The organism is Roseinatronobacter ekhonensis (assembly GCF_900499075.1).
Classification (GTDB): domain Bacteria; phylum Pseudomonadota; class Alphaproteobacteria; order Rhodobacterales; family Rhodobacteraceae; genus Roseinatronobacter; species Roseinatronobacter ekhonensis.
Genome location: NZ_UIHC01000054.1, coordinates 1 through 16,489, shown reverse-complemented (window position 1 = coordinate 16,489; position 16,489 = coordinate 1). Strand labels below are relative to the sequence as shown.

The following is a 16,489-nucleotide window of genomic DNA, read 5'->3' as shown; positions in this document are numbered from 1 at the left end:
GCAGCGCCTCAAGCGCCACAGCAGCTTTAAACTTGTCTGAAAAGTTCCGTCGCTTTGTCATTCTCGTATCCATTCGTGCGCGTTGGATACATCTTAGCACGCTGTCCAAATTTGCCGGACCACTTCATGACATCTGGCAGGCCGAGACGAAAGCCGAGGCGAACGACGCCTTCGATTTCTTCGTCGCGACCTACGGTGTGAAATGGGACAAGGCGGTCGCCAAGCTGGTTAAGGACCGGGACGCGCTGCTGACCTTCTACGACTACCCGGCCGAACACTGGAAGCACATCCGGTCGTCAAACCCGATCGAGAGCACCTTCGCCACCGTTAGGCACCGAACGAAACGCACCAAGGGCTGCCTCAGCCGCAAGACCGGTCTCGCCATGGCCTTCAAGCTGATGATGTCAGCGCAGAAGAAATGGCGCAAACTCGATGGCCGGAACCGCCTGCCCGAGATCATCCAAGGGGTTGAGTTCCGCGACGGCCTCCGCCACGTTCAAGCCGCCGCCTGATCAGGCGTCACCAACTTCTGCGCATATCTCCTGCCAAAGTGTGAACGGGTCCTGTGAGGAATTCTCCACATAGCACCGATCATGCTTTCAATGCGCAAGTGGGAGGTTTGCACGCATCTGATAAACGCCGCCCAGAGCGGTCCCGAATATGATGTGCAGTACCAATGTCATAATCGGTGCTATGACGCCTAGATTCATTCCAAACAGGCCTGCGCCTGCCATTGGCATCACAATGATCATCATGCCAAGCCATGCTGCCACGTCAAAGACGATGCCTTTGACGACCGCGTTGCCGCCAGGGATCAGTCCGTAGAGCAGGGCAAATCCGACGCCCCAGGCAATTGTGCCGATCATGAAGTGCACGATCCATCCGACCGCTAAGGACGAGCCCACCATGTTGCCGATCATGGCGGCGACATCCAGCTCGGGCATCACGCCCATCATGCCTTTTACAATCATCATGACCGACAAGACGACAGTCGCAATAAATCCGGCGACAAGGCCAGCTGAGATATTCTGCATTGTGGTATTCCTTTTCTAAGAGCCTTAGCCCGGTGTCCATTTCTCGCCGTGAAGCTGGGAAAAATTGTATTGATCCGGTTGTCATCGCTCGCAGATACGCGATTATCTTCCGCCTTCGTGGCGGCAAGGGGTCGACAGCGCGGTAGCTCCAAAATCCCTACAGCAAGTTTCGCGACCGAGTGCTGATCGGTGTTAGGCTAAGGCGGCCTCAATTCTGATTAGATGGAGACATGGTGGGTGGATCCGACGGGTACATGCGAGCTTAAGCAGAAAGGAATTCTAGAATGACAATTAAAGGAAAAGTTGCGCTCGTGACTGGCGCTGGCCAAGGGATCGGACGAGGCATTGCTTTGCGCCTGGCAAAAGACGGCGCCGATATCGCTGTTGTCGACATCAATACCGACAAGATGGCAGAAGTCGCTGCCGAGATCGAAGAGCTTGGCCGCAAGGCCACAACATTCAAGGCCGACGTCAGCGCCCGTGCGGAGGTCTATGCCGCGGTAGAGCATACCGAAAAGACACTCGGTGGGCTCGACATCATGGTTAACAACGCTGGTATCGCACAGGTCGATCCAATCGCAGATGTAACACCGGAGGACGTAGAGCTCATCCTGAAAATCAATATCCAAGGTGTTCTCTGGGGGATCCAGGCTGCCGCTGCGAAATTCAAATCGCTGGGCCATAAGGGCAAGATCATCAATGCGTCTTCGATTGCCGGACACGATGGATTTGAGATGCTGGGCGTCTATTCGGCGACGAAGTTTGCAGTCCGTGCGCTGACTCAGGCATCGGCCAAGGAATACGCCAACGATGGCATCACGGTGAATGCCTACTGTCCCGGCATCGTCGGCACGGATATGTGGGTCGAGATCGACAAGCGGTTTTCTGAATTGACCGGTGCGCCCATCGGCGAGACCTACGAGAAATACGTGGGCGGAATTGCATTGGGGCGGGCGCAGACGCCGGACGATGTTGCCGCACTGGTCTCATACCTCGCCGGACCGGATTCCGATTACATAACAGGGCAGGCGATCATCACCGACGGCGGGATCGTCTATCGCTGACGCCGCGGGCGGGTGGAGCCGCAATTGACCCGCACCTGGTGTTCGCCAGCTAACAAAAGGTTCCCAGTATGCCTCAGATGCGCCCTCGGGTGATCGAACAAAGGTTTAAGAGGCAACTTTCGGACATTCCGGTCGTTGCAGCAGGCTCGTTCAACTGATGGTATCGGCCGACGGCGGATATTGGGGTGACGCCGAGTGATCGACCGTTCAGTCGAGTGATTGCTGGTCGCCAAGAAGCCTGTTTCTTGCTTCAGTAATCTGGGCCGTCAAGGCAGCTGAGCCGCCACGATCAGGATGAACCCGCTTGATGAGCCTATGATATGCCTCCCGGATATCCGTTTCGCTGGATCCGGCCTCAAGCCCTAGTAACCGGTACGCTTCATCCCGGCTCAGCTGTCTCGAATGTGACGATGCAGTCTCGCCGCGAGCCGCACTCTGTTCCATTTGATCGCGCCAATCTGGATGGGCGCTGTCAAGGAAGGTCTCGAAAAGCTTCACAGTCTCTTCATCAGTCTGAACTTCGGCGTGAAATCGGAGTAGTTCCTGCAGCGCGAGGTCCGACAGGACTTGACCTTGGAAGGTCCCAGTCAAGATCTCCCCATCGATACTCCCAGTTTCATGGTCGAGGATCATTTCCAAATGCGCGGAACGCACTTGGGATGTTCGCGTCGTCGATCTCTTCGCAATTGCCGCATTTCTTGACAGCAGCAGAACAGCTCCCAAGATTAACATAGGAATTGCAAGTGCGACCAAACGAATGAAAATCAGCCAAATACCGGCCGTGATCAGCAAAACACCAAGTGAATTCTGGGTGATCGCAGGAAAAATAGAGCGCAGCACACTGCGAACAATCCAAAGAGAAATTGCAAAACCAACAGCACCTGCGAGGAAGGTCAGTAACGGTTGCATCAACGCATATCAGCAAGAAGCCGCTTCGCCGTTGCGCTGCTGGCCGCTTCCAGTGCCTTTCGACCGCCCGCTGCATATGTGGCCACGGCTGCGAGCAACGCCTTCAGGTCCCCAGCCGAGTTCCTGTCAAAAGGTAAATAGGCACCGCCGGTTAGCCGCGCGATCTCGCGAAATGCAATTTCGGCATGTGCGTCCCTACCATCGTGAAAGACAAATGCTTTGACACCGCGTAGGCCCAGTTCACCGGCGATTCCGCACAATTCATCCATGTTTTCTTCCATTGAATCGCCGACGTAGACCAAAGCCGCCAAAGGTTGTTTTTCGGCTTCCTGCTTGGCATGCGAAAGAACCTTTGCGATCTGCGTCAGACCGCCGCGGCAATCGATTCTTTCCATCAGACCGCGCAGGCCTTCGGCGTTGTTGACCCAGCGAGAAGCCTTGGATTCCCTGTGACCGCGAAAGTAGACAAGCTGTACCGATAGATTGCCAACCGAGGCAGCAGCCGAGAACATTTCGCCCTGCAGGGCGCAGGCGATGTCCCACGTCGCCTGGCGACTCATCGTTGCATCAAGGGCAAATATCATCCGTCCCCGCGCTGCGTCATGAGCCGGAGCGAGTTGTCTTACCTGTTTCAGAAAGGCATCGATCTCGGAGCCGCTTGACTTCGACTGGGCCGCGAGGCTCATTTCGCCTTGTCGTGAGAGTTTGGTCTTTTTCATATCCATATTTTACCGTCGTTGCGCGAAACTGGCTTAGCATGAGTATTCCACTGCATGTGGCATGCCCGCGTTCGGGGATGTCCCAAGCGCGGTGCAAATCGTCAACATGCCAGACTTAGTCAATCTCTTCAGACTTGAAAACGTTAGCGGATTTGCAAGAATACTGTAAGTCGTATTCACCACGTCTCACGGCTTCGCAGTCACTCGGACTGCCCGCCTTTTTCGTCGGATTTCTTGACGCGGGTTTTGCCTGCGGGGCGTTCGTTGGCGCGCTTCAGTTCATCCTGCGTGCCGATGTCACGCGGCAGACGTCCACCTGAACGACCTGCTTGAGATATGGTGCCTTTAGCACCAAGGGCGTGGTCGGAGGTGTCGGGTTTTGGAGTTTTATCTTGTGTCATGGTATTACCTCTGTTTTCTCATGTTACGGAATGAAAGCACCCGAGCCACCTCTATTTGGTGCTACTGTGTGAAGCCGATGCGGCAGTTCTTGCCGCGTGCCAACGTCGACAAGGGACCTTTAGGGTGCGCACCGGTAGCGTCGAGCGTCCAAATTACGTACGACAAGATGAGCGCTCCGGTGCTGATCGAGATTAGCCTTGGTCATGATGAGCCAGGCAAAGACGCAGCGAACGAGGTCCTGACCCAATGCGCCCCGGCGCTTCAGACGGGATAGCGGAGGATCGCCGCCACTGCCGCGCCGTCAGGCATATCTTCCCGGCGCACAGCCAGAACCTTGCCACCCGCGAGGATCACCCTTCCTGTTATCTCGTCGATTACGCCGTAACTGGCCGCGCTCGGCTTCGTTGCAAGAGCAACCGTGCCGTCAGTGTCATCCACCGTGCCGGGCATCACCTCGTCGATATCGACGAGCAGCAGATCCACCGCACCGAAGGTCGCGGCGCGCGCGACGGCCTGCAGATCACTGATGGCGCGATGCGACCCGATCCGTTCGTGAAAGAGTGCGGTCGCGGCTTCGATCCGGGCGGCGTAGTGCCCATCCAGAACCGACCTTGCGGCACTCGCCAATGCGCTTTCGCTCATGTCGTCGGGGCTTGCGGAAATCCCCTCGGCCAACAGACCCGGATAGCTGTTGAGCGACCGGAACATCGGTCCAACCGGCTCGGTCGCAGCAAGGATAAGCGGCGTTTCCCGCCCCGCCAGAACCGTGCGTAAGGCGGCGTCCACCTTGCGCAAGAAACTGAGCAACAGCTTCTTCCGGCCTTCGGAATTAGTCTGTGTGGTATCTTGCGTGAGGTTGTTGACCGGAGAACGGCCAGCGGCATCGGCGGCGCTGGCGGGCAAGCCGGGCACGTTGACCGCCGAGGCTGGTTGGTCGGCGAAGACCTCGACCAGACGGGCATCGTTCTCGGACAGGGCCAGCACGAATGCATGCTGGGGAAAGGCCATCGCGCGCATCAGCGGCTTGAGATAGAAGCGGTCCGACACCTCGACCGTTTCGGTGACCTCTGTCGCCAGACGGAAGGTCCGCAAGCTGTCTGAAGTGGCGAGAACCGCAAGGCTGTTGGCCTGAAGCCGCCAGAACTCGCCATCTTCGTCCAGTGCAAGAAGGTGTTCCTCCAGAGCTGCGCGACGGCGTTTGTCGAAGCCTACAGCGTCGAGTTGTTCGAGTGCCGTTCGCGTCAGATTGCCGAACGAGATACGGCTGAGAGTGACATTCTGGGTCTCGGGTGTCGTCGGCAAATAGATCGACACACAGGCATCTGCACGGGCCTCAAACAGCGCCCGGATTTCGGGGTGGGTTGGAATATCAATATACAGCATGAATTGTCCTTTCGAGAATATTTCCGGGTCGCTTCACAGATACCGGAACCGCTGTCGGCCGGTTCTGTCACACGCTGACCCGGCAATAGGAACCCGTTGCGATGATCGTCGGAAATTACCGACGGCAGCGACGGCCGAGCTTGGTGCGGCACCAAGCTTTCCGGACCGGCGCCTTGTTCGATGCCTCAGTTCGACGAAGCGACAGAACTGGCAACGCCCAGGAGAGGATCGTTCGCTCCGGCTGGGCATCGGAGCGTCGCCCCGTCAGCGTGCTTTTTTTATCTCTGGCGTGGATGGGGTTTTCGCGTCTGCGGTCTTCTTGTCAGGTGCGGCCGTGTCACGGCCTTTGGGCCCACTCCATCGCGGTATCGTCAGATCGTTGTCAAGCCGCCGCCCCGGAAGCCGTCTGTCGCCCGGTTTGTCGAACGCATCTTCGCCAAGGCCCAAACCCGTGCCGGCATGTGTATCGCCAGAAGACCCGCCCAGATCAAAGCCGGGCCTGTCGACCCCTTGGTCAAGGTCGTTGGGCGTAGGGGGACTGTCTTGCGCTTGTTTCTTCGCCGCAGGCTTTCCGGCAGGATCGGTCTCTGCGGAGGATACTGACGGCGTGGATGGCTTCTTATTTTTCTTCATGTCTTTGATCCTTCGGATATCTCTTGTTTTGCGACTTGCCCTCGCGCTGGACAGCGCGACGATTACCAACGGAATTGCAGGATCCATTGGTCTTTGGCTGGCCCGAGCGCCTAGTGCATCACGAAACCCAATACACTTGGCTGACAGGAATTTCGGACGCCGCAGTCATTCCTTGAACTTTAATTCAGGGGTGCAACCGATGTATTGATCCAGATCAGTAGGCAGAAAACAGATCAGCAAGGTTGGGGGGCTGCGTCTGCCATGCCCACTATCTGGCAGTTTCCATCGCCTGTCGCCCCGGCTAGCCATCTTTGAGAGCGCTGCCAGAGAAAATGCGGGCAGGGCGGCATGATCGATATCAGTGCCGTGTCTGGTCCGCGTGTTATCCTGAAGGCTATTGAACAGGAGATACCGATGGCTGCGCTGCCCTTTAATGATACCCGGATCGAAGAACTGGTGTTGCGGTTCAACGCCGTGATGGCGAAGGAAGGGACGGATATTTCTGACCTTGGCGGCAATGCTTCGGATGACGAGGTGGCCGTGACCCTTCAGGAAACTGGGGGTGATCTGAGCCGGGACGAGATCACCCAAGAGATCGAAAGCATGAACGACGAACAGAAGGACGCGCTGGTCGCGCTGTTCTGGATCGGCCGTGGCGATGCTGAACCCGAAGCCTGGGAGCAGACCAAAGCGCTTGCGCGACAACAGCACGAGGGGCTGGTGAGCCGCTATTTGCTCGGCCAGCCGGAAGCTGGAGAGTTCCTGACGGCAGGTCTGGAGAAAATGGTGGAATATGGTGTCGACTGATGTGGGGGTTGGTCCCTTTGACCCTGTGACGGTCGACGCCGTCCGTCGCGCGCACGTGGTCCTGCGCAACAGTTGCCAGTGGTGAACGCGATGTCGCAGTTTGAGCTTATCGCAATCCTGCTGGTACTGACCGCTACGTTCAGTTGGGTCAATTTCCGACTGGCGTTCTTGCCGCATACCATCGGCCTGCTTGTTATGGGGCTTGGCGCGTCGCTGGTGGTCATCGGAGCCGAGGCTGCGATGCCGGGATTGTTCAATTATGAAGGTCTGACAGCCCTTCTGCGCCAAGTCCATTTCCAACAAACCGTTCTTGAGGGCATGCTCGCATTCCTTTTGTTCGCAGGCGCGTTGCATGTCGACGTGGTCAGCCTTCGCAGCCGTGCCCTGACCATTGGCACGATGGCGAGTTTGGGTGTTGTAGTGTCTACCGCGATCATTGGATGCGTCGTCTGGGCGGCAGCCGACTTGTTGGGTGTCGCTATATCACTGCCTTGGGCACTGGTGTTCGGGGCGTTGATCAGTCCAACGGACCCGGTCGCTGTTCTTGCCACGTTGAAAGAGGTAAAGGTCCCCGCGGACCTTAAAATATTGATGACAGGTGAGACCCTCTTCAACGACGGTGTGGGCGTAGTGCTGTTCGCCGTCCTTGTCCACGCCGCTCAAGGTGACGGTTTTGACGCCTTTCAGGTGGGTCAGATGTTCGTGGTCGAGGCTCTGGGAGGTGCGGCCCTCGGCGCTGTGACGGGCTATGGCGCTTACCGCGCCATGCGCGCCATCGACGACTATTCGATCGAGGTGCTGATCTCGCTGGCGCTTGTCGTTGGCACCTATGCGATTGCATCCAGACTGGTTGTGAGCGGTCCACTGGCGGTTGTCGTCGCGGGGTTGCTGGTTGGAAGCAGGGGGCCGCGCGACGCGCTGAGCGAAGAAACCCAGCGATACCTTTTCGGCTTCTGGACCTTGATCGATGAAATGCTGAATTCGGTCTTGTTCCTGCTGATCGGACTGGAGGTTCTGGTGCTGCGGTTCGAGCCTGCCTTCGGCTGGCTGATGATGCTGGCGGTCCCGCTGGTGCTGGTCGCGCGGCTGGCTGCCGTCAGCGGTCCGGTCCTACTCCTGGGCCTGTTCCGCAAGTTCGGGCGCGGAACGATTCCAGTACTGACCTGGGGCGGCTTGCGGGGTGGAATCTCAGTGGCGCTGGCGCTTTCGCTGCCCGAGGTCGAAGAGAAATCCGCGTTGCTGGCTGCGACATATGCCGTGGTTGTGTTCACCCTGATCGTGCAGGGGCTGAGCCTGCGTGCCGTGATCAAGCGGGTCGTGCGAAGTTGACCGTTGATGAGTGTTTGCGGTCCAAACCGCAGGACCCTGGATCAGGGAAAGCTTTTTGACGGAAACCGGCTGCGCTGTCAGCCCCGATTTATAATTTTAAAGCAAGGAGATGGTCATGGCGGCCTCATTTTCGATAACCCGCGTCACAGCGTTCTGGGGACGGCTCAACTCCAGCTTCTGGTTTGTGCCCGCTGTCATGGCCGTGTCAGCGGTCGCTCTTTCTTTTGTGCTGATCGAGGTCGATGCCCTGCGAGATGTCGCCCAGACGGACAATCCGAGCGCGCTTTATACGTTCGGACCTGAAGGGGCCCGTGCGACGCTGTCGGTGATCGCGAGCTCCATGATCACGGTGGCCAGCCTGATCTTTTCGATCACGATGCTGTCGTTGCAGCTTGCCTCCTCGCAGTTTGGTCCGCGGACGCTTGGCAACTTCATGCGGGATCGCAGCAACCAGATCGTCCTGGGAACGTTCATCGCGACCTTTCTATATTGCCTGTTCGTGCTTAGGTCGGTGAGGGGCACGGAGGGCGCCAGCTTCGACAGCTTCGTCCCCCATCTGGCGGTTGGGTTTGGTGTGTTGATGGCCGCGGCAAGCGTCGCTGTCCTGCTTTACTTCATCCATCACATCGCGACGTCGATCCGGGTCGAAACACTGCTGGAAAAACTCGCCGTCGAGGGCTGCGCCGCCGTTGACCATGTCTTTCCCGAACGGCTTGGCCATGGGCCGTCAGACGAAGCGGCTAGGCAGCCTCTTCCTGACGATTTCGATACTGACAGCAGGCAAATCTCGGCCGATTCAGATGGGTACGTCCAGAGTATCGGCGGTGACGTGCTGATGCGGATTGCCGCCAAGAATGATCTTGTTCTGCGGATCGCCGCGCGCCCCGGCGTGTTCGTCACACAAGGCGCGTGCTTGATTACAGCCTATCCGAAGGCCTGGGTTTCGGACAAAATGGAGGAGAAACTGCGCGGTGCGGTCGTCATCGGAGGGGATCGGACACCCTATCAGGATCTGGATTTCGCCATCCGCCGCATCGTGGAACTGGCACAACGATCATTGTCGCCCGGCATCAACGACCCCACTACGGCGCTCTACTGCATCGACCGGCTGGGGCAGGTTCTTGGCCGATTGGCCGACCGGGACATTCCCTCGCCAATGCGGTTCGATCAGAGCGGCCAGTTGCGTGTCCTGACGGAAGTCTTTGATCTGGGCGATATAACCTGCCGGGCCTTCGCGGCGATTGCACGATACGGGATGACCGACGCGGATATCGTCACCAGGCTTGCTGAAACCCTCGCAACGTTGGAAAAGTCTTTTCCGTTGGCCGCGCGTATCGCCGTATCCGACTTGCGTGAACAGGTGCTACGCGAAAGCGGGGGGCCGACAGTTCATGCCTTTGACCGCAAAGTTCTTTTGGATTTACAGGTGAGCGGCGGGAAGAAGCCCTGAATCGGAGCGTATCCTTGCGAGCCTCGGACGCGAAGTTGCACCTGATCGAGACTTGCGGGGCTGCGGAGTCTTGCGGTCTCGGTTCCGGGCGCACGAAGATACGCGTCCCCTCGGGATGCGTCTTGCGTACGGTGCCGCCGATCGCGCTGACCTAGGCTGCCGTTTTCGGTTCCGCCCGGTTCGCGGCCCCGGACCGCGTCAAACCCCAGAAATCCGCTATGTGGCGGGTCGAGGAAATGCCGACTTCCAGCATATATTCGCCTGCTTCCCCGAGGCCTTCGTCGCCCTCGGCACTGATCGGCGTGCCGTGGCCCATTGCCTCGATAATGTATTCCTCGATCACCACCCGCCCGTCTGCGTCGCACCAGATCTTCCGGGGAAAGCTGTTGACCGTCTCCACACGTGTCGGCGGGCCTTCGACCTTGTGGATCTTCTGCCACTGCCGGACGATAGAACCGGCATTGGAACTGTCGACGGTCGTATCGCTGTCGCCATGCCAGACCGAGATCGTCGGCCATGGACCCGTGAATTTCGAGGCTCCGCGCACGAGCGCGTCAAGCTTGCTGTCCGACGGACTACTATAGCCATTCATGCAAATGGCCGCCTCCATCATGTTGTTCGCGGTCCCATAGGGCAGCCCCGCGATGATCGCCCCTCCCGCGAACACTTCCGGATAGGTCGCAAGCATCACGGATGTCATGGCACCGCCAGAGGACATTCCTGTAATGAAGACACGCGACGGGTCGACAGCATGATCATCAACGACCTGTTTGATCATCTGACGAATAGACAGCGGCTCGCCGCAGCCACGTTGGCTGTCGCCGGCCTCAAACCAGTTGAAGCTCCCGATGAGGTTGTTGGTCAGTCTTTGCCCCGGAAACAGGAGCGCCATGCCGCATTCGTCGGCGAGAGTGGACCAGCCTGATCCGATATCGTAGCTTTCAGGTGACTGGGTGTTGCCATGCAGTACGACGACGAGCGGCCCGTTTTTCGGGAATTTCTTCGGAACATAGGTGTTAGCACTGAGAGAGCCGGGGTCCGATCCAAAATTTTCCAGGACGGAGAGACGATCGCTGGTATTTGAAACCATTGGCATAGGAACCCCTGTGAGTAAGCCGGTATTGGCTATGTAAGAAGACGCCCCGGCCCCAAAATTTTGCGGACGGGGGCGTTGTGACTGTCCACGGTTCAAGGCGGATAAGAAGAGACCTTTGACGCCTGCGTCAGGTGAGTTTCATCAGACGCACACGCGAAGTGTCCTGACGATCATGTTGGAGCTTGATGGGTTCCCAGTCCGTGCGCACAGACGCAGGTTAGTCCGTGCGGTCATAATTTTGAGGCAGTTTCGCTCGGTGCCGAGCACCTGCAAGGCGCCGCCGTGCAGCCTATGCCCTTCCGGGCAAAAAAGAGCTGATCATACGTCGCTTCGCTTTCGGACGATTTGTTTCGGCCACAACCACCAGGATTTCACAAACATGAACTGTCTTATCGGTGTTTTGACGACAAGCAGCAGGATGCCTATGGATAGCAGGCACCAGATTGCGGCCACTTCATTGGGGTTGCTGGTCAGGAGCATGGCCAATCGTGGGCCGATTAGGAAGTGGTACACCGTAAGCCGCCAAGACCCATAGAGAAGGGGCATCAAAAATGCCGCGACGAAATAACTGGGGTATGCGGTAAGGAAGGATGCCCATGTATCGACTGTTATGAAGTTCAGCATACCGTTTGCCGGCACTTCCCAGGCGATATGCCAGTCTCCGGACACGGAACACAGTCGCTCTGCGCACATGACCTCTCCCAGTGGACACGACCCTGCCCATTCGAACGGATAAAGCTGTAGAAGCATGATTATGGCCGAAACAAAACAGACTGCATAAACCGGCCACTGAATTTTCTCACGCACGTGGCTTGGGATAAAATACATGGAAATCATGTTGATGAAGAAGGGCTGGAACACGATGTGCAGATAGCTCAGCAGGGTGGCGATCTGATTTGAGGGCAGGGCGCATTCATCAATGACCGAGTAGGTAAACGCCTGCAAAAGCTCCATTGACGAGAAATAGCCCAAGGCCATCCACAAGGGTGCCGGTTCTTTCTTGTAAGCTGCGTAAGCAGTTGTCCCTATACCTACAACGGCCAGTACAGCCGACGCTTCACCACTCCAGCACATAAAATCTCTCTCTTGATATGAAAATTGATTGGAGTGTCATGTGTCTGCGAGCGCACTCGGCTTGTCGGCTTTTGCGGTGCCACGCGGACCAGTCTCGTCGTCAATCCCGACGGCCGTGCCGGCACGGGCCTGCGCCTCAAGCTCGGCGTTCAATTCCGCGCCCATGAGGATAATATAGGCTGAAATCCAGAACCACATCAGCAGAACGACAACGCCGGCCAAGGCGCCGAGGCTCTGGTTATAGTAACTGAATTTGCTAACAAAGAACGCAAAACTGGCCGATGCCGCGATCCAGACAAGGCATCCCACAACCGCGCCGACCGACGTCCATTGCCACTCCGGTGTGTCGCGCGAAGGTGCAAAACGATAGAGAACGGATAGCCCGACAATCGTCAACGAGATCAACCCGAGCCAAAGGGCGGCGTTGACTAGCATCGCGACGGCCGATCCCATATCCACGAAAGCCAGAATGACCGGCACAGCCAAGGTCGCGGTAAGCCCGCAGATCAGCCCGGCGATCAGCATCAGTGTCAGAGCGAAAGTCACCAGCACCCGCTCGATGAACCCGCGTGTTTCTTCTTCGTCATAGGCGACATTGAGCCCTTGTATCAGGCTCGCAGTGCCCTTGGACGCCGAGTAGAAGGCAATCAGCAGGCCAAGGATGGCGGTAAACCCCAGCCCGCCCTGGCGCGAACCGGCGACAGATGTGGCCTGCTTGGTTATGATGGTGATCACTTCTTCCGGCATCAGCCCCGAAAAACCGTTGAGTTGTGCGACGATCCGGCTCGGCTCGATCAATAGGCCGCTAATGGCAATGACGGCGGTGATGGCCGGAAAAAGGGCCAGCAGACCATAAAATGCCACTCCGGCGGCAAGCAGGCCCACGCGGTCCTTTGCGACTTGGTCCTTGACGCGAAAGACCACGTCCTTCCAGCCAGAAAACGGTATTTTTGCCGGAGTTGCAGCATCGGCACCATGTGTCAAGGGCGGTCCTCAATTCAGAAAAAATATCGTAGCCGGGCGCGATCCCCACACAGGATCGTCACGCTTTCGTCTTCCGTTGCTTTTGCTGTTGAGTGAGCGAGGCACTGGGAAACTTGGGTCCTCCGAGGGGGAAGCATTCCAAATGCCGCCATTCTGCCCCGGACGGTAAGTCGCTCGTTCAATCCGTGTACTGATCCAGATCAGGTCACCAGCAACGATAAATCTAGCCAAACTGATTGGGATCCCATTAGTCCGACATTGTCCGATCAATCAAACGGTCGCCGCAGCCAATCTTGGGCGCATTAAGCGAGCACACCCAATAACCAGAGGAGAATCAGGATGACGATCACTGAGCCGAGGACACCACCAAGACCCCGCGTGCCATAGCGGTTGTAACTGTAGTAACCGCCGCCGCCGCCGAACAGCAACAGAAGGACAATGATAATCAGAATTGTACTCATGGGACATATCTCTCTTTTTGGCCGATAGATGAAGGATGAAGCACCTGTAACCGCGATGGGAATCGGATCCGTGGAGTCATCCCAAGTTAATCAGTTGGGGATGCTTTGCCGCGTCTGTGCGCTCAGCGCAGGCCAAAAAAGCCCAGAATGACCAAGACGATGACCACGAGGCCGACGATATACACGATTCGGTTCATTGCATTCCTATCTGCTAGGGTAGTGGTCCAAGGCCACCGACACAGCCAAGCATAAGCCATCGCAACTCCGGGCGAACTGACACGGATCAGTGCGCGGCGCACCGCAGCACGCGATTATGTGCCTGAGACATCGGTCTTGATCGCAAGGCCACGACATACGGCTACCGAAGAAATGTTTGCTGTGTGCAGGTTCCGAACCCGCCTTACGCGGCGAACACTACGACGCAAAACCGGCTGCGGCCGTAGGCGCGCCAAACTTGGTCAGAAAAAAGGAAAACACCCAATGTTAATAGAGGCTTCGACTCTCAAGATTTTCAAGATCACCGCGACCGACGGCAGCATCGGCACCGTGACGGATTTCCTGTTCGATGACGAAAGCTGGACACTCCGCTGGATCGTCGTCGACACAGGCACTTGGCTGTCTGGGCGCAAGGTGCTGCTGCCGGTTTCGGTTCTGGGTCACCCGGATACGTCCGCCCGCAGTTTTCCGGTCCGCCTGACAATGGCATCGGTCAAGGACAGCCCGGCCATCGACACGCATAAACCTATGTCGCGGCAGCACGAAGAACGCATGTATAGCTACTACAACTTGAGTCCCTATTGGGGAAACGGCTTCTACATGGGCGGCTATGGCGGCTGGACGGCGGGCATGTCAGAGACGCATTACGCTGATTCACGACGGCGTCAGGACGCGCTTGACGCCAGGCGGCATCAGGGCGATGAACCCCATCTTCGCAGCATCGATGCCGTGACCGGCTATAATCTGCAGGCCACCGATGGCACCATCGGTCATGTCGATGGTTTTCTGATCGACGATACAGACTGGACGATTCATTTCCTGACCGTGGATACAAAGAACTGGTGGCCGGGCAAACACGTCCTGATTTCGCCACGCTCTGCCAAGGACGTGTCATGGGCAGAGAGTTTGGTCAATCTGGATGTTGATCGGAAAACTGTCATGGACAGCCCAACCTATGACCCTTCCGTTCCTGTGGACGCGGCGTTCGAGGTGCGGATGGCCCGTCACTACATCCCTGACGCCAAGCATGGGGCCGCAAGTTAAATGGACTGCGGGATGGGATCATGATGCTGACCTGTGTAAAAAACCAGACCGACTTGCCGCGCTACTTCGCGCAGGTGTTCAACGTGGCGCAGTCACTGGAGAACGGGCGGCTCGATTTCGTGCTGAGCGATGGTCGCGTCTTTAGCGCCGAAGGCCGCCACCCGGGTCCGGTGGCAATGATCGAGGTGCGCAACCCCGATCTGTTCGCGCGCCTGATCCGCGAGGGCGATCTGGGCTTTTCCGAGGCTTACATGGATGGCTGGTGGGCCACGCCGAACCTGCAGGCATTCATGGACCTCCTGCGTGTCAGCAACGACGCGCTTTACGATGGCTTTTCCGGCATGGCGCTGGTGCGCGCCTTCGAGAACCTGCGGCACAGGCTGCGTGGGAACTCAAAGCGGCAAGCACGTAAGAACATCGCTGCGCATTACGACCTCGGCAACGATTTCTACCGGCTTTGGCTGGATGAGACGATGACCTATTCGGCAGCCCTCTTTCGAGGCGGGCAGGAGCCGTTGGAACAGGCACAGCATCAAAAATACGAAAGCATGGTGGACCAGATGGGCGTGCAGCCTGGCGATCATGTGCTGGAAATCGGCTGCGGCTGGGGCGGTTTCGCGGAATATGTCGCGGCGGAGCGTGGATTGCACGTGACCGGACTGACGATCTCGCAAGAGCAGCACGACTACGCGGTGGAAAGGATCCGGGCCAAGAGGTTGCAGGATCGCGTCGAAATCAGGATGCAGGACTATCGCGATGAACGCGGGGTTTACGATGGCATCGCCAGCATCGAGATGTTCGAGGCAGTCGGCGAGAAATACTGGCCGACCTACTTTCAGGTCGTTCGCGACCGCTTGAAACCGGGCAGCAACGCCACCTTGCAGATCATCACAGTGCAGGACGAGCGCTTTGAGACCTACCGCAAGGGCGTGGATTTCATCCAGAAACACATCTTTCCCGGCGGGATGTTGCCGTCGCCCAACGCGCTGCGCGACGAAGTGCGCCGTGCCGGGTTGCAGGTCAGCGGTTCGATCGAGTTCGGCGACAGCTACAGCCAGACACTGCGGCGTTGGCATGACAGCTTCAACGAGCACTGGGAGGAAATCTCGCGGCTGGGCTTCGATGACCGATTCCGGCGGATGTGGAATCTGTACCTCACCTCTTGCGCCGGGGCGTTCGAGGGCGGCCACTGCGACGTGACCCAGATCACCATCACAAGGCCCGCCGCCTGAATCCCGGCGGAGACGGTGAATGTCCGGTTCGACAAGAGAAGCTCCCCGTGGATGAGTGGACAGTTTCGCCATAGTTTTAATGATGACAACGGGCGCCTATGTGCAAAATATGTGCATCTCGAGACTAGGTTGCAGCGCAAAGGCTGCGGCAAATAAATCAACATAAGACCACATTAAGCGGTTCTAGGCGAAAATTAAGCGCGTACGTGTCGGATCGGGCACATGCCGTCAACTGACATGCAAGGCGAAGGTCGCCAGAAGCACGAACAAGGACGCGACAAGAAGCATACGCGAGCCAGCTGATCGTCGTTTTGTGGTTTGATCGAAAAGTCATGCCATTGAGCTTTCGATCAAAGCGTGGGTAGTTCATTTGACAAAACTGGTGCCCGCCTTGTTTGCGCATTATTCCCTTGAGAGTTTCTCGGACATCTCGGCGTGTTTGGTGTCGAAGTGGTTGCGAAGATGGTTTTCGGCATCCGAATCGAGGTTCGTGCGCAGAATGCGTCCGCCTTTCTTGCTCAGGCGTGAAGTGGTCCTGCTTTTTAGGACAGGTTTGCGGCTTGTCTAAGATGCATCAGATTTATGTTCATGCCGCTTTTCGTATCTCTGCTTGCTCGAAGTATGCCGCGTCTGGGGTGCGTTTGTCGAGCGC

At 57.4% G+C, this 16,489-nt stretch carries 17 protein-coding genes; 7 read left to right on the top strand and 10 right to left on the bottom strand.

Annotated elements, in window-relative coordinates; translation table 11 throughout:
• Window positions 1-512 (top strand): transposase (locus ROE7235_RS16425; RefSeq protein ID WP_245964003.1); only part of this gene is annotated, 512 nt, incomplete at its 5' end.
• 87 nt (window positions 513-599) lie between these two features.
• Here the strand turns inward: ROE7235_RS16425 and ROE7235_RS16420 are convergent.
• The gene (locus tag ROE7235_RS16420; protein ID WP_121096596.1) at window positions 600-1,034 is read right to left on the bottom strand and encodes a DUF6789 family protein; all 435 of its coding nucleotides are present in this window, start codon (window positions 1,032-1,034) and stop codon (window positions 600-602) included.
• 284 nt (window positions 1,035-1,318) lie between these two features.
• Here ROE7235_RS16420 and ROE7235_RS16415 point away from each other — a divergent pair, with 284 nt between their 5' ends.
• A complete protein-coding gene (locus ROE7235_RS16415; protein ID WP_093925542.1) occupies window positions 1,319-2,098 on the top strand; it encodes an acetoin reductase in 780 nt (259 codons plus the stop codon).
• A gap of 207 nt (window positions 2,099-2,305) precedes the next feature.
• Here ROE7235_RS16415 and ROE7235_RS16410 read toward each other — a convergent pair whose 3' ends face one another.
• The 5 genes from ROE7235_RS16410 to ROE7235_RS16385 form a co-directional block, all read right to left on the bottom strand.
• Window positions 2,306-3,007 carry a J domain-containing protein gene (locus ROE7235_RS16410; RefSeq protein WP_121096594.1) on the bottom strand — a complete coding sequence of 234 codons (702 nt, stop codon included), beginning with the start codon at window positions 3,005-3,007 and terminating at the stop codon, window positions 2,306-2,308.
• Window positions 3,007-3,726: a vWA domain-containing protein gene (locus ROE7235_RS16405; protein ID WP_220669582.1), complete on the bottom strand. Its 720-nt coding sequence runs from the start codon at window positions 3,724-3,726 to the stop codon at window positions 3,007-3,009. Before ROE7235_RS16405 ends, ROE7235_RS16410 begins: the two co-directional genes overlap by 1 nt.
• A gap of 200 nt (window positions 3,727-3,926) precedes the next feature.
• Window positions 3,927-4,127, bottom strand: a complete 201-nt coding sequence (locus ROE7235_RS16400) for a hypothetical protein (protein ID WP_121096590.1) — start codon at window positions 4,125-4,127, stop codon at window positions 3,927-3,929.
• A gap of 262 nt (window positions 4,128-4,389) precedes the next feature.
• Window positions 4,390-5,511, bottom strand: coding sequence for a baeRF11 domain-containing protein (locus tag ROE7235_RS16390; RefSeq protein WP_121096586.1), 1,122 nt, complete (start codon window positions 5,509-5,511; stop codon window positions 4,390-4,392).
• A gap of 264 nt (window positions 5,512-5,775) precedes the next feature.
• Window positions 5,776-6,144: a hypothetical protein gene (locus ROE7235_RS16385; protein WP_121096584.1), complete on the bottom strand. Its 369-nt coding sequence runs from the start codon at window positions 6,142-6,144 to the stop codon at window positions 5,776-5,778.
• A gap of 348 nt (window positions 6,145-6,492) precedes the next feature.
• Here ROE7235_RS16385 and ROE7235_RS16380 point away from each other — a divergent pair, with 348 nt between their 5' ends.
• The 3 genes from ROE7235_RS16380 to ROE7235_RS16370 all read left to right on the top strand — a co-directional run bounded on the left by ROE7235_RS16380 (window position 6,493) and on the right by ROE7235_RS16370 (window position 9,730).
• A complete protein-coding gene (locus ROE7235_RS16380) occupies window positions 6,493-6,951 on the top strand; it encodes a DUF3775 domain-containing protein (protein ID WP_245766469.1) in 459 nt (152 codons plus the stop codon).
• 90 nt (window positions 6,952-7,041) lie between these two features.
• A complete protein-coding gene (locus ROE7235_RS16375) occupies window positions 7,042-8,280 on the top strand; it encodes a cation:proton antiporter (protein WP_121096582.1) in 1,239 nt (412 codons plus the stop codon).
• Between the two features lie 115 nt (window positions 8,281-8,395).
• Window positions 8,396-9,730 carry a DUF2254 domain-containing protein gene (locus ROE7235_RS16370; RefSeq protein WP_183073550.1) on the top strand — a complete coding sequence of 445 codons (1,335 nt, stop codon included), beginning with the start codon at window positions 8,396-8,398 and terminating at the stop codon, window positions 9,728-9,730.
• Between the two features lie 151 nt (window positions 9,731-9,881).
• Here the strand turns inward: ROE7235_RS16370 and ROE7235_RS16365 are convergent, their stop codons facing one another.
• From ROE7235_RS16365 to ROE7235_RS16350, 4 genes are all read right to left on the bottom strand, one after another.
• Entirely contained in the window at window positions 9,882-10,826 is a 945-nt protein-coding gene (locus tag ROE7235_RS16365; protein WP_093925591.1) for an extracellular catalytic domain type 1 short-chain-length polyhydroxyalkanoate depolymerase, read from the bottom strand.
• Between the two features lie 318 nt (window positions 10,827-11,144).
• Complete coding sequence (locus tag ROE7235_RS16360) at window positions 11,145-11,900, bottom strand: DUF5765 domain-containing protein (RefSeq protein WP_177209527.1); 756 nt, start codon at window positions 11,898-11,900, stop codon at window positions 11,145-11,147.
• 36 nt (window positions 11,901-11,936) lie between these two features.
• Window positions 11,937-12,884: a YihY/virulence factor BrkB family protein gene (locus ROE7235_RS16355; RefSeq protein WP_121096580.1), complete on the bottom strand. Its 948-nt coding sequence runs from the start codon at window positions 12,882-12,884 to the stop codon at window positions 11,937-11,939.
• A 302-nt stretch (window positions 12,885-13,186) separates the two neighbouring features.
• Window positions 13,187-13,345, bottom strand: coding sequence for a DUF3309 family protein (locus ROE7235_RS16350; RefSeq protein ID WP_093925315.1), 159 nt, complete (start codon window positions 13,343-13,345; stop codon window positions 13,187-13,189).
• Window positions 13,346-13,825: 480 nt separating this feature from the next.
• Here ROE7235_RS16350 and ROE7235_RS16345 point away from each other — a divergent pair, with 480 nt between their 5' ends.
• Together ROE7235_RS16345 and ROE7235_RS16340 are read left to right on the top strand one after the other, a co-directional pair.
• Window positions 13,826-14,605, top strand: a complete 780-nt coding sequence (locus tag ROE7235_RS16345; protein ID WP_093925316.1) for a PRC-barrel domain-containing protein — start codon at window positions 13,826-13,828, stop codon at window positions 14,603-14,605.
• A 20-nt stretch (window positions 14,606-14,625) separates the two neighbouring features.
• Window positions 14,626-15,837 (top strand): SAM-dependent methyltransferase, encoded by a 1,212-nt coding sequence (locus ROE7235_RS16340; RefSeq protein WP_121096578.1) that lies wholly within the window; start codon window positions 14,626-14,628, stop codon window positions 15,835-15,837.
• Window positions 15,838-16,489: the final 652 nt, after the last annotated feature.